Source organism: Pseudomonas sp. S3(2024) (assembly GCF_036861315.1).
In the GTDB taxonomy this organism is placed as follows: domain Bacteria; phylum Pseudomonadota; class Gammaproteobacteria; order Pseudomonadales; family Pseudomonadaceae; genus Aquipseudomonas; species Aquipseudomonas putida_A.
Map to the genome: position 1 here is coordinate 117658 of NZ_JAZAQQ010000001.1, position 13208 is coordinate 130865.

The 13208-nt window shown below is 60.3% G+C and carries 15 protein-coding genes; 7 read left to right on the forward strand and 8 right to left on the reverse strand.

From position 1 onward, the window contains the following. Positions 1-132 precede the first annotated feature (132 nt). Positions 133-519 carry a hypothetical protein gene (locus tag VLA07_RS00575; protein ID WP_330207383.1) on the reverse strand — a complete coding sequence of 129 codons (387 nt, stop codon included), beginning with the start codon at positions 517-519 and terminating at the stop codon, positions 133-135. Here VLA07_RS00575 and glyA point away from each other — a divergent pair. Then, on the forward strand, positions 494-1843 hold the full coding sequence (gene glyA, locus VLA07_RS00580) for a serine hydroxymethyltransferase (protein WP_150367969.1): 1350 nt from the start codon (positions 494-496) through the stop codon (positions 1841-1843). The two genes, VLA07_RS00575 and glyA, sit on opposite strands and share 26 nt — an antisense overlap. 54 nt (positions 1844-1897) lie before the next feature. On the opposite strand, the gene VLA07_RS00585 is transcribed toward glyA, so the two are convergent. Beyond that, entirely contained in the window at positions 1898-3319 is a 1422-nt protein-coding gene (locus VLA07_RS00585) for an amino acid permease (RefSeq protein WP_183781817.1), read from the reverse strand. A gap of 894 nt (positions 3320-4213) precedes the next feature. Between VLA07_RS00585 and VLA07_RS00590 the strand changes: the two genes are divergently transcribed. Together VLA07_RS00590 and VLA07_RS00595 are read left to right on the forward strand one after the other, a co-directional pair. Further along, on the forward strand, positions 4214-4351 hold the full coding sequence (locus VLA07_RS00590; protein WP_003222780.1) for a hypothetical protein: 138 nt from the start codon (positions 4214-4216) through the stop codon (positions 4349-4351). A gap of 71 nt (positions 4352-4422) precedes the next feature. Beyond that, complete coding sequence (locus VLA07_RS00595; RefSeq protein ID WP_041073062.1) at positions 4423-5388, forward strand: hypothetical protein; 966 nt, start codon at positions 4423-4425, stop codon at positions 5386-5388. A 198-nt stretch (positions 5389-5586) separates the two neighbouring features. On the opposite strand, the gene rluB is transcribed toward VLA07_RS00595, so the two are convergent. The 6 genes from rluB to VLA07_RS00625 all read right to left on the reverse strand — a co-directional run bounded on the left by rluB (position 5587) and on the right by VLA07_RS00625 (position 10598). Then, positions 5587-6801, reverse strand: a complete 1215-nt coding sequence (rluB, locus tag VLA07_RS00600) for a 23S rRNA pseudouridine(2605) synthase RluB (protein WP_027613970.1) — start codon at positions 6799-6801, stop codon at positions 5587-5589. 142 nt (positions 6802-6943) lie between these two features. Continuing rightward, on the reverse strand, positions 6944-7135 hold the full coding sequence (locus tag VLA07_RS00605; RefSeq protein ID WP_047292462.1) for a DUF1289 domain-containing protein: 192 nt from the start codon (positions 7133-7135) through the stop codon (positions 6944-6946). A 145-nt stretch (positions 7136-7280) separates the two neighbouring features. Beyond that, positions 7281-8258: an SMC-Scp complex subunit ScpB gene (gene scpB, locus VLA07_RS00610; protein WP_333988235.1), complete on the reverse strand. Its 978-nt coding sequence runs from the start codon at positions 8256-8258 to the stop codon at positions 7281-7283. A gap of 11 nt (positions 8259-8269) precedes the next feature. Continuing rightward, positions 8270-8968, reverse strand: coding sequence for a segregation and condensation protein A (locus VLA07_RS00615; RefSeq protein WP_171061841.1), 699 nt, complete (start codon positions 8966-8968; stop codon positions 8270-8272). A 123-nt stretch (positions 8969-9091) separates the two neighbouring features. After that, positions 9092-9721 (reverse strand): L-threonylcarbamoyladenylate synthase, encoded by a 630-nt coding sequence (locus VLA07_RS00620; protein ID WP_007966016.1) that lies wholly within the window; start codon positions 9719-9721, stop codon positions 9092-9094. 13 nt (positions 9722-9734) lie between these two features. Beyond that, the gene (locus VLA07_RS00625; RefSeq protein WP_027613974.1) at positions 9735-10598 is read right to left on the reverse strand and encodes a PHP domain-containing protein; all 864 of its coding nucleotides are present in this window, start codon (positions 10596-10598) and stop codon (positions 9735-9737) included. A gap of 87 nt (positions 10599-10685) precedes the next feature. Between VLA07_RS00625 and VLA07_RS00630 the strand changes: the two genes are divergently transcribed. The 4 genes from VLA07_RS00630 to VLA07_RS00645 all read left to right on the forward strand — a co-directional run bounded on the left by VLA07_RS00630 (position 10686) and on the right by VLA07_RS00645 (position 12976). After that, positions 10686-11282 carry a septation protein A gene (locus tag VLA07_RS00630; protein ID WP_027613975.1) on the forward strand — a complete coding sequence of 199 codons (597 nt, stop codon included), beginning with the start codon at positions 10686-10688 and terminating at the stop codon, positions 11280-11282. Position 11283: 1 nt separating this feature from the next. Continuing rightward, positions 11284-11583, forward strand: a complete 300-nt coding sequence (locus tag VLA07_RS00635) for a YciI family protein (RefSeq protein WP_247267733.1) — start codon at positions 11284-11286, stop codon at positions 11581-11583. 297 nt (positions 11584-11880) lie between these two features. Next, entirely contained in the window at positions 11881-12291 is a 411-nt protein-coding gene (locus VLA07_RS00640; protein ID WP_247267734.1) for a translation initiation factor 2, read from the forward strand. Between the two features lie 7 nt (positions 12292-12298). Continuing rightward, positions 12299-12976, forward strand: a complete 678-nt coding sequence (locus VLA07_RS00645; RefSeq protein WP_007966021.1) for a response regulator transcription factor — start codon at positions 12299-12301, stop codon at positions 12974-12976. The last annotated feature ends 232 nt before the right edge of the window (positions 12977-13208 follow it).

A 13208-nucleotide genomic window follows, 5' to 3' on the forward strand; every position in this document is an offset into this window, starting at 1 on the left:
GAAAATAGTTGTACGGGTATTAGAGCCGCGGCAGATCATAGCATTCCCCCTCCCTGATTTCGGCATAAACATAGTGTGAATAACGCCGCTGGTATGAATCAAAAAGAACAATTCGAAATCTGTACTGACTCGTCAGTTCTGCTCATCGGCCAGCAAAATCTCGTGAATAGCGATCCTTCCCGCCTGCAGTTTTACACCCTGAGGCCCGGAAAAAAGAATCATTTTATTTGAACAATGTTCATTTTTCTGATTAATTTTCTGGTGTTCCGCCGTGAAAAACCTATGATGCGTCGGGCAGACCGGACTGTCGGCAGCGACCGCAGTCAACAGAAAACGGGCCGGCGATACAGAGATTAGTTTGCGCGCAGTGCCGCGAAAACAAGGAATCCGCTGTATCCGGTCGGGCAAGGGCAGAAACGCACGCACCCTCCGGTAAAACCAAGGAAGTCGCGCTCGTTCGCAGCGCGCTGCACACAGGGAAGGAATACAGACAATGGCAGTCCATACCGAACCGCTCATGAACCAGGCTGATCTGCTGCAACGGGGCCTGGCGGATCTGTGGGCGCAAGACGCCGAACTGGCAGGGATCCTCGACGCGGAAGTTGCCCGTCAGCACCAGGTGCTGTCGCTGGTCTCCTCCTCTTGCGCCGTCAGGCCCATGACCCTGGCCGCCTCCGCTTCGGCACTGGTCAATGTGACGGCCGAGGGGCTGCCCGGCAGACGTTACGGCGGCGGGTGCGAAAACGTCGATCTGGTCGAAGCGCTTGCCATCCGCAGAGCGCGGGAACTGTTCGATGCCCAGTACGCAAGCGTGCAATCGCATTCGGCATCAAACGCCAATTACCACGTGCTGACCGCCCTGCTCGAACCAGGCGATACCTTGCTGGGAATGGGCGTCAAATACGGCGGCCATCATACCCATGGCAGTTCCACCTCATTCGCCGGCATTTACTACAAGGCGATTCGGTACGGCACGACTTCAGCGGGGGTCATCGATTACGACCAGGTGCGCAAACTGGCGCTCGCCCATCGCCCACGCATCATCATGTGCGGCGCGACGGCGTACTCACGGGTCATCGATTTCCAACGATTTCGCGAGATTGCCGATGAAGCCGGCGCCATCCTGCTCGCCGATATTTCGCATATCGCCGGACTGGTTGCCACAGGGCGGCATCCCAGTCCGATCGACGTCGCACACGTCACCACCACCTGCACCCACAAACAACTCATGGGCCCGCGCGGCGGTCTGATCCTTTCGGGTCAAGCGGCGAACACCAAGGTGCCCGGCTTGAGGACGACATTCAGCCGCGCCCTCGACCAGGCAGTTTATCCGCGAATGCAGGGCGCGCCTGCCGTCAACATGATCGCCGCGAAGGCGGCGGCTCTGGCTTACGCAAAGTCCACGGAGTTCGACAGAAGCATGGGGCGGGTTCGCAGCACGGCTGACGAGTTCGCCAGCGCCTTTCAGGCTCACGACTACGAAGTCGTCGGCGGGGGCAGCGAAAACCATACGGTATTGATTCGGTTGCGTGGCGGCATCACCGGCGCCATTGCCGAGTCGGCGCTGGAGCGTTGCGCAATTATCGTGGACAAATATCGTGTACCGGGCGAGACACGCCCTTCACTCATTACCAGCGGTCTGCGCATCGGCACGGGCTCCATCGCGCAGCGCAGAATCGATCCGCAGGGATGTCGCCAGATCGTCGATCTGATCTGCCGGATCCTCGACAGTGTGAGACCGATCAGCGAGCAGGATTACCTGCTGGAACCGGCCTTGCGCGAGCAATTCCGGTTGCAGACCGAAGCGTTCTGCACAGCCCATCCCATCGCCGAATACGTCTGACGACCAATAAAAAACCCGGCACATTGGCCGGGTTTCTCACTTTCTGCGTCTGGCTTACTTCGCGGCAGAACCCGCCGCGTGCAGCACCTGCTGCGCCCCACGCTTGTTCTTGATCACGTAGCAGACCCACATGAACACGACCCACACCGGAATCGCGTACACCGAGATCTGGATGCCCGGGATCAGCAGCATCACGCCAAGGATGAACACCACGAACGCCAGGCAGACATAGTTGCCGTACGGGTACCACAGCGCCTTGAACAGTGGTGTCTGCTGCGTCTTGTTCATGTGCTGACGGAACTTGAAGTGCGAGAAGCTGATCATCGCCCAGTTGATCACCAGCGTTGCAACCACCAGCGACATCAGCAGTTCCAGCGCTTGCTGCGGGATCAGATAGTTGAGCAGCACCGCCACCAGCGTGACAGCCGCGGACGCCAGGATCGAACGCACCGGCACGCCGCGCTTGTCGATCTTCGCCAGACCTTTCGGTGCATCGCCCTGCTCGGCCATGCCCAGCAGCATGCGGCTGTTGCAGTAGGTGCCGCTGTTGTACACCGACAATGCCGCGGTCAGCACCACGAAGTTGAGGATGTGCGCAGCGGTGTTGCTGCCGAGCATCGAGAACACCTGCACGAACGGGCTGCCGCTGTACGAATCGCCGGACGCGTTGAGGGTTGCCAGCAGGCTGTCCCAAGGAGTCAACGACAGCAGGATCACCAGCGCGCCGATGTAGAAAATCAGGATGCGGTAGATCACCTGGTTGATCGCTTTCGGGATCACGGTTTTCGGCTTGTCCGCTTCGGCGGCGGTGAAACCGAGCATTTCCAGACCGCCGAAAGAGAACATGATGATCGCCATCGCCATCACCAGACCGCTGACGCCGTTGGGGAAGAACCCGCCGTGCGACCACAGGTTGCTGACCGAGGCCTGCGGGCCGCCATGGCCGCTGACCAGCAGGTAGCTGCCCAGCGCAATCATGCCGACGATCGCCACGACCTTGATGATCGCGAACCAGAATTCGGCCTCCCCGAAGACTTTGACGTTGGCCAGGTTGATCGCGTTGATCAGCACGAAGAAGGCGGCGGCGGTGACCCAGGTCGGGATGTCCGGCGCCCAGTAGTGGATGTACTTGCCGACCGCGGTCAGCTCCGACATGCCCACCAGAATGTACAGAATCCAGCAGTTCCAGCCCGACAGGAAACCGGCAAAACCGCCCCAGTACTTGTGCGCGAAATGGCTGAAGGAACCGGCCACCGGCTCTTCGACGATCATCTCGCCGAGCTGGCGCATGATCATGAAGGCGATGAAGCCGCAGATCGCGTAGCCGAGGATCATCGACGGGCCGGCGGATTTCAGCACCCCGGCCGAGCCGAGGAACAATCCGGTACCGATCGCGCCACCGAGGGCGATCAGTTGAATATGGCGATTTTTCAGGCCGCGTTTCAGCTCGCCTGATTGCGAGTTTTGTCCACTCATGAAAAAGGTCCCACGCAAGGTTTGATGATGTTCAGTAGACGTTGCTGCAAGGTTGCGATTTCAGACAACCCCGATCAAACCCCAGCGCAAGCACCAGGAATTCAGCGTTTTTACAACGGTCATGCGTCACCTGTTTGTTTTTATCTGTGACGAAATCGAACCCGACACGCTTGTGACGTGGCGGAGTGAACAAGGCGGATAACCTTGAGGTTTGCGCGATTACGCAGAGGGTCACAGTTAAAACGCGGCGCATTGTACACCGCTAACCCCCTGCTGCCAGACCCCGCTGGATCAGCGTGGCGCTTGCCGGGATTGCGTGGGTCCGCCTCGAGACAATCGGGCGGCTGCAAAAATTGAGTCAGGCCTTTGCAGGCCATCGACGGGGACGAGCGAAAAACCGCCCCACGGAAAGAAGTGGAGATCGATCACGGCGTTCATTGCGCCTCCTTCTTGTTATGCACCTGCACGACAGGCATGAGGCGCATCTCACCCTGCAAACAGCGCTGAAACAAGCGCGCCAGAGCCCTGCGCGACGCCTTTGCAGCCGGGCTTCGGCAGGTTTTCCTTACAGCGTCGGGAAGGGGGGTATATCCACAGGGCTTCATCGGGGTTTTCGTAAACTTTTCTTTACGACGCGTAACGCAGATTTTCCATTTCGGAAAATTCTGTAGGACGTCTGCAAATTGACGGTAGCAAGCTTGCTAATGAAAGTTGCCGCTTAGTTTTTTGTTTTCAAATAAGAAATCCGCCGCTTAAAAACAGAATAAAAAGTTTATTTAAATTTTAAATAAATAATTTTTTGCATTACAAAACACCCTGAACTAGGTTCTTCACGTCTTGCCGGCCAACTCGACCGGCCAGTCATAACCGTGAAAGTCATCTAGGAGATCGACCATGCAAGCACTGGAAAAAGACCTGGACACCGAACTGCAACTGGACGAATGGTTCGAAGCACCGACCCATGAGGCGGCTGTGGAAATGATGCAAGCCGACGCGGTGGTTCCGTTCGGCACGGCGATGTGGCCTCTGTAAGACATCCCCGGGCAGGCACGATCCGGCCGGTCGTGCCTGCCGCTTTCTTCACGGTCAGTCAGGGAGGACTCATGGATAAGCCCCGCGCGATCTCGCATTTCCTTTACTACCTCGAACATCACCCTGCCCTTGCCGGTCTCGATTCGGCGAAGGTACTGCTCGGCCACACCGCCGATTACGAAGCCCTGACCGGCGCCATCGCCGAACAGGCCGGCGATCATCCCCGCTTCACGTTCAGTGCCCGTCGCCTGGATCTGGAAAGCACCGCAACGCTGACCGCGGCGATTGCCGACAGCGATCTGTACATTTTCTTCTACGACTCTTCCACCCTGCCCAACCCGCGCCCCGACGGCCCGGAGTTCGTCCGCGCCCTGCAGGGCGTGATGGCGGAAAACTGGAAGAAGTCGCTGCTGTTCAAGGATTACGGCGACTATTTCTACGACACTTTCAGCGTCACCCCGCAGCGCATCGCCGGGCTCAACAGCCACTTGATCCAGCGCATGTCCCAAGCGACGACGCTGAGCTTCAAGGACGACCACGGCTCCTGGTTTGAAACGCCGCTGAGCAGCATCAAGAAGTGGACCGACATCAACGGTGTCGGCAACTTCGACCTGGCCCCCGGCGAAATCGCCACCCACAGCGAAGCCATCAACGGCCATGTGAAATTCAAGGGCACGTTCCTCAGCACCATCCCGTTTGCGCGCAAGTACGGCGTGCTGGAGTCGCCACTGGAACTGTGGATCGAGAACTCGACCATCAGCCGCATCGCCACCGATGTGCCGGGGCTGGAACACGACTTCAACAAATACCTGGACGCCAACCCGTCAAACCGACGCATCGAGGAATTGGGGATTGGTACCAATGAAGGGGTGAAAGATCTGTATGCGCGCAATGCCGGGTTCGAAGAGCGGCATTGTGGGTTGCATCTGGGGCTGGGTGGTGGGGCCAAGGGCAGTCATCACCTGGACCTGATCTTCTCTGGCGGGGTGTTGGCGCTGGATGACAAGCCAGTGTTTGATGGGCGGTTTGTGTTTTAAGCGACTGACGCCTTCGCGAGCAAGCCCGCTCCCACAATGGGATTTGTGTTCGATGCCGATCCAATGTGGGAGCGGGCTTGCTCGCGAAGAGGCCGGCTCAGGCAACACAATACTTTCGCCAGACGAAAAAAAACGCCAACCCTGCGGTGGCGTTTTTTGCTTTAGCTCGAAGCTTGCCGCTCAAAGCTCACAACTGCTTTATTCCGGCTTCTTGCGACCGAAACCCGGACGCTGACCGGAACCGGCCGGAGCACCACGACGCTTGCCCGACGGCTTGTCGCCGTCGACCAGTTTGATCCCCGGACGCTTCGGTGCAGGCTTGGCCGGACGCTTGTTGGTGGTGTCGGCAGGACGATCCGCCACCGGCGTACCGCGACCAGCCGGCGCACGACCTTCGCCACGCTCGGTACGACCACGCGGAGCGCGCTCGCCATCCGGACGTGCAGCCGGCTTGCGACCCGGACGCTCGCCTTCGATCTGCGGCTCACGGCTCGGACGCGGACCGGTCGGCGCGCCAGCGGCTGGACGCAGGGTACGCACGCGCTCGGTCTTGGCCATCGGCCGCGACGATTTGCGCTGCATACGCTCCAGCTTGTCCTTGCTCTTGGCGTTGAGTTGCGGCATCGCCACCGGGGTCAGACCGACTTCGGCGCTGAGCACGTCGACTTCGTACTGGCTCATTTCGCGCCAGCGGCCCATCGGCAGGTCGGAGTTGAGGAACACCGGACCGAAACGCACGCGCTTCAGACGGCTGACCACCAGCCCTTGGGATTCCCACAGACGACGAACCTCACGGTTACGGCCTTCCATCACCACGCAGTGATACCAGTGGTTGAAGCCTTCGCCGCCCGGTGCCTGTTGAATGTCGGTGAAACGTGCCGGGCCGTCTTCCAGCACCACGCCCGCTTTCAGGCGCTCGATCATCTCGTCATCGACTTCACCGCGTACACGCACGGCGTACTCACGGTCCATCTCGTAGGACGGGTGCATCAGACGGTTGGCCAGCTCACCGTCAGTGGTGAACATCAGCAGACCGGTGGTGTTGATGTCGAGACGACCGATGTTGATCCAGCGGCCTTCTTTCGGACGCGGCAGCTTGTCGAACACGGTCGGGCGGCCTTCAGGGTCGTCACGGGTGCAGATTTCGCCATCGGGCTTGTTGTACATGATCACGCGGCGGACCGACTCGGCAGCCTCTTCGCGCTTGATCACCTTGCCATCGATGGTGATCGCGTCGTGCATGTCGACGCGCAGGCCGAGGGTGGCGTCTTTGCCATTGACCTTGATCCGGCCCTGGCTGATCCAGGCTTCGACGTCACGGCGCGAGCCAACGCCGATACGGGCGAGGACTTTCTGCAGTTTTTCGCCTGCTGGGCCGATTTCCTGGTCGTCTTGCTGATTGATGTCACTCATCTGGGCACCTCCCGGTGTGGTCTGTTCAGGCGACGCCTGAAGCATTGAAATCTGGTTTTCGGGCGAAGGGATCGCCGAAGGGTCGCGAATCATACGCGGATGTGCGCCATCGCGCATCAGAGACTAGCTGATCGATCGCCAGTTATTTCTTTTTCCGCCGACCGGCGCCACCGAGCTTGATCAGACGCAGCGCGGCTTCGGCCAGCACCGTGCGCTTGTCGTCCTTGTCGAGTTTCTTCCAGGCACGGATCTCGCGCTTGCTGCGGCCACAGCCGAGGCAGATGTCGTCGCTAAACTTGCACAGGCTGATGCACGGGTCTTTGGTGGAACTCATCGAATACTCCAGAACGACACTTGCCCCTGTAGGAGCGGGCTTGCTCGCGAATGCGGTGTATCAGGCAATACATGCATATCTGACACACCGCATTCGCGAGCAAGCCCGCTCCCACAGGGGTTGACCAGTGATCTTGAAAACCGTGTCAGTCCTCGAACTCGCGGCGTTCGGCCTCGATGGCTTCCGCCAGCGCACGGGCTTCAGCTTCTTCTTCGCTCAGCTCGGGTTCAGGTTCTGGCACCGGTTGTTCGAGGGCGGCGACGGCGGCCAGAAGCTTTTCCCGGGCTTCGGCAACGCCCAGCACGTCCTCTTCCGGTTCGGCTTCTGGCTCGGTCTCGAGTTCAACTTCAATCGCCGGCTCGACGGTCTCGACTCCCGGCTCAGTCGTCGACGCTTCACCATCAGCCGCATCGCGCAACAGATCATCGAAGTCGGTCTTGATCCCCTCCTCCATGCTGTCCAGCTCCAGCAGCAAGGTGTGGAAGCTGGTTTCTTCCTTCGGCTCTTCCGGCTCGGCGCTGGCGTCGGCCTGTTCCTGCAGGCCCTGCGGTACCGGTGCGTCATCGAAATCGAGGACTGGCTCGGTTTCCATCTCGCGCAGTTCGGCCAAGGGTGGCAAGTCTTCGAGGTTCTTCAGGTTGAAGTGATCGAGAAACGCCTTGGTAGTGGCGAACATCGCCGGCTTGCCCGGCACGTCGCGGTACCCGACGATGCGGATCCACTCGCGCTCGATCAGCGTCTTGACGATGTTGGTGTTGACCGCCACGCCCCGCACGTCTTCGATTTCGCCGCGGGTGATCGGCTGGCGATAGGCGATCAGCGCCATGGTTTCCAGCAGCGCCCGGGAATAGCGCTGCGGGCGTTCTTCCCACAAACGCCCGACCCACGGCGAAAACTTCTCGCGGATCTGCAAGCGGTAGCCGGAGGCGACTTCCTTGAGCTCGAACGCGCGGCCCTCGCAGGACTTGGCCAGCAGGCTCAGGGCTTTCTTGAAGACCGGCGGTTCGGGGCGCTCGCCTTCTTCGAACAGTTCGTAGAGGCGTTCAAGCGATTGCGGTTTTCCCGAGGCCAACAGAAAGGCTTCAAGCAGGGGCGCCAGCTCGCGGGGTTCAGTCAGGTTCATGTTTCGACTCGTTATTCGGCTCGGGCTCGCACGTGGATCGCGGCGAACGGCTCATTCTGCACCAGCTCGACCAAGGATTCCTTGACCAGCTCAAGGATTGCCATAAAGGTCACCACCACACCGAGGCGACCTTCCTCGGCGGTGAACAGCTCGACGAACGGCACAAAGCCGCCGCCCTTGAGCCGTTCCAGCACATCGCTCATGCGCTCGCGGGTCGACAATGCCTCGCGGCTGACCTGGTGGCTTTCGAACATGTCGCCCCGGCGCAGCACTTCGGCCATGGACATCAGAATCTCTTCCAGCGCGACGTCCGGCAACAGCTTGCGCGCCCGGGCTTCGGGCGCGTCGAGCTTGGGCACGACCACGTCGCGACCGACCCGGCTCAGGCCGTCGATGCCTTCGGCGGCAGCCTTGAAGCGCTCGTATTCCTGCAGGCGACGGATCAGTTCGGCGCGCGGATCATCCTCTTCGTCTTCGACGGTTTCGGCGCGCGGCAAGAGCATCCGTGATTTGATCTCGGCCAGCATCGCCGCCATCACCAGATACTCGGCGGCCAGCTCCAGACGCACCGACTGCATCAATTCGACATAGCCCATGTACTGGCGGGTGATTTCCGCCACCGGGATGTCGAGGATGTTGATGTTCTGTTTGCGGATCAGGTACAGCAGCAGGTCGAGCGGGCCTTCAAAGGCTTCGAGAAACACTTCCAGTGCATCCGGCGGGATGTACAGGTCCAGCGGCATTTCCGTGACTGCCTGGCCATAGACCATGGCAAACGGCAGTTCCTGCTGGGCGCCGGCCTGGGGATCGACAACGGTTTCCACTGCGGACATTCAGGCCTCGACCATGAACGGCGCGGGGTCGCCGCAACCGACGCGGATCACTTCCGGGTCGTCGCCGGTCAGGTCAATCACGGTGGACGCCTTGATCCCGCCGAAACCGCCGTCGATGATCAGGTCCACCTGATGTTCAAGCAATTGACGCATTTCGTACGGGTCGCTCAGCGGATCTTCATCGCCGGGCATGATCAGGGTCACGCTCATCAGCGGCTCGCCAAGTTCGGCCAGCAACGCCAGGGCAATCGGATGGCTCGGCACCCGCAGGCCAATGGTGCGTTTCTTCGGATGCAGCAACAGGCGCGGCACTTCACGGGTGGCGTTGAGGATAAAGGTGTAAGGCCCCGGCAGATGCGCCTTGAGAATGCGGAAAGTACCGGTGTCGATCTTGGCGTAGTTGCCCAGTTGCGACAGGTCGCTGCAGATCAGCGCGAAGTTGTGCTTCTCGTCGAGCTGGCGCAGACGGCGCACGCGCTCGATCGCGGTCTTGTCGCCGATCTGGCAACCGATGGCGTAGGAAGAGTCCGTGGGATAAATCACCACCCCGCCCTTGCGGATGATTTCGACTGCCTGTTTGATCAGGCGCGCTTGCGGGTTTTCCGGATGGATCTGGAAAAATTGACTCACGTTTTCTACCTGTTCAGACGGCGGCAATATCTGTGTCATGTTTGAACCGACACCACAGGGGTGGAAGGTCCTCGGGAACCGGCCGGTACTGGCCAATCTCGGACCAGCCTCCAGGGCCATGGAAATCACTGCCGGCGCTGACCAGCAGACCGAACTCGCGGGCAAGGATTGCCAGGCTGCCGACCTGTTCCGCGGGCTGATGGCCATTGACCACTTCGATTGCATGCCCGCCCGCTTGAATATAGTCGGCAATCAGCTTTCGGCGCTTGCTGCGGGTGAAATCGTAGTGCCATGGATGCGCCAGGCTGACCCACGCTCCGGCGGCGCGCAGGGTGCCGACGGTGTCTTCCAGCGTCGGCCAGTGTTGCTTGACGTCACCCAGCTTGCCGGCGCCGAGCCATTTACGGAACGCCTCGGCGCGATCCTTTACAAAACCTTCACGCACCATCCAGTCGGCAAAATGCGGGCGGGCCGGGGCGTTGCCGCTGTCGCCCAGCTCCTGCTGGATCTGCCGGGCGCCGTCGAGGGCACCAGGCATACCTTTGAGGCCGAGCTTGCGGCTTATTTCTTCCGACCGCAGCCAGCGGCCATCGTGCAATCGGGCGATCGCCTCGACCAGTGGCGCGGCGTTGACGTCGAAACCATAGCCCAGCACGTGGATGGTCGCGCCGCCCCAGGTGCAGGAAAGTTCGACGCCATTGACCAGTTGCATGCCCAGTTCTTCGGCGGCGCTGCGCGCTTCGGCGAGGCCTTCGAGGGTGTCATGATCGGTCAACGCCAGGACTCGCACGCCGTTTTCGAACGCACGCGCAACCAGAACCGCCGGCGCCAGGGCGCCATCGGAGGCCGTGCTGTGGCAGTGCAAATCAACATTCACGGGGAGTTGTAACCTCAAATCAGCTGGCGCTATCGCGCGCCCATATGTTTGTTATTATGCCGCCACATCCAGCTTCTGGCTCTCACTGTGAAACAATTCATCGATTTCATCCCGCTTCTGCTGTTTTTCATCGTTTACAAACTTGATCCACGGGTTGTCGATATCGCCGGTCACGAAGTCACTGTAGGCGGTATTTACAGCGCCACGGCGATGCTGATCATCAGCTCCCTGGTGGTCTACGGCGCGTTGTTCATCAAACAGCGCAAGCTGGAAAAGAGCCAATGGCTGACCCTGATCGCCTGCCTGGTGTTCGGCAGCCTGACCCTCGCGTTCCATAGCGAGACCTTCCTCAAATGGAAAGCCCCGGTGGTCAACTGGCTGTTCGCCCTGGCCTTCATCGGCAGCCACTTCATCGGTGACCGCCTGCTGATCAAACGCATCATGGGCCACGCGCTGACCCTGCCGGATCCGGTCTGGACCCGCCTGAACATCGCCTGGATCGCCTTTTTCCTGTTCTGCGGGGCTGCCAACCTGTTCGTGGCGTTCACCTTCCAGAGCATCTGGGTCGACTTCAAGGTGTTCGGCAGCCTGGGCATGACCGTGCTGTTCCTGGTCGGTCAGGGCATCTACCTGTCCCGCCATCTGCATGACGCCGATACCACAACGCCAAAAACCGAGGACTGACATGCTTTACGCAATCATTGCCACCGACGTCGCCAACTCGCTCGAAGCCCGCCTCGCCGCGCGCCCGGCCCACCTCGAACGCCTGCAAGTGCTCAAGGGCGAAGGCCGCATCGTACTGGCCGGCCCGCACCCGGCGGTCGACAGCAATGATCCGGGCGCTGCGGGTTTCACCGGCAGCCTGATCGTCGCCGAATTCGACTCCCTGAGCACCGCCCAGGCCTGGGCCGACGCCGATCCGTACATCGCCGCCGGCGTGTACGCCAATGTGATCGTCAAGCCGTTCAAGCAAGTTTTGCCGTAACCAAGGAATGTGGAGGGGCTCTGTGGCGAGGGGATTTATCCCCGATAGTTGCGCAGCAACCCAAAGCCATCCAATGCGGTGTGCCTGACACACCGCATGCTCCCATTTCAGGTCTGCTTCGCAGCCCATCGGGGCGGTGCGACGTTTCGCTGAATCCCCTCACCACAACAGCTCTCTCGCCACACTCAACCCACTCCAAGCACTGAACCTTCACGCTTCTCACCGCTCTCAATCGCTCATTATTCTCGTTTGCCTGCCGACAACCTGCCCAATATCCATTTGCAAGCAGGAATCGCAATGCGCAAAGGTCCGTTGTGTCTGATGTGGGTCACGTTGTCGATCATGGCGCCCGCCCATGGTGAGGAAACCACCGAAAGCGGCAGCTCCACGCCATTGTCGTTAAGTGCCGGCAGTCAGATTACCGAACTGCAGCAGCGCCTGAAGGCCAGCGAGCAGCAGCGGGAAGAACTGAGCAAACAACTGCAAAATGCCGACAACACCCGCGAAAGCGCCCTGCTTGCCCGGTTGCGCCAGGAGAATCAGCGCCTGAAGCTGCAACTCAAGGAAGCCCAGGCCAGTCCATTGCCGCGTCTGTTGACCGAACAGCAACAATGGTTCGTCACCGGCGCCGGGGTAGCGCTATTGGCGCTGCTGTGCGGTATCTTTGCCAGTGGAGCAAGCCGAAAACGTCGGCAATGGCTAAATTGAGTGAGTCATGAGCGAGCTGTTACTGATTGATGATGACCAGGAGTTGTGCGAACTCCTGAGTAGCTGGCTGAGCCAGGAAGGCTTCCAGGTACGCGCCTGCCACGATGGCCAGAGCGCGCGCAAGGCGCTGGCCGAATCGGCGCCTGCCGCTGTGGTGCTGGACGTGATGCTGCCCGACGGCAGCGGTCTGGAGCTGCTCAAGCAATTGCGCAGTGAACACGCCGACTTGCCAGTGCTGATGCTCTCGGCCCGTGGCGAACCGCTGGATCGCATCCTCGGTCTGGAGCTGGGCGCCGACGATTACCTGGCCAAACCCTGCGATCCGCGTGAACTCACCGCGCGCCTGCGCGCCGTGCTGCGCCGCAGTCACCCGGCTGCCGTGTCGACCCAGCTCGAACTCGGCGACCTGAGCTTCAGCCCGGTGCGTGGGGTGGTCAGCATCGACGAGAAAGAACTGACTCTCACCGTTTCCGAAAGTCGTTTGCTCGAAGCCCTGCTCAAGCAGCCCGGCGAGCCGCTGGACAAACAGGAACTGGCGCAACTGGCCCTCGGCCGTAAACTGACCCTGTACGACCGCAGCCTCGACATGCACGTCAGCAACCTGCGCAAGAAGATCGGCCCCCACCCCGACGGTCGCCCGCGAATCGTCGCCCTGCGCAGCCGCGGTTACTACTACAGCCTGTAAACCGTTTGCTTCTCTGTGGCGAGGGAGCTTGCTCCCGCTGGACTGCGCAGCAGTCCCTCGTTTTTGATTTGAAAAGCGAGGGGCCGCTTCGCTGCCCAGCGGGAGCAAGCTCCCTCGCCACAGGCGGATTGCCAGAGATATTTGTCAGGTCGGGATCGAAGCGTCTTTACCCAAGCTTTACGCAGCGCTGACCGCCGCTGACCTTGATCTCCGTAATCTGAACTCATCCGGA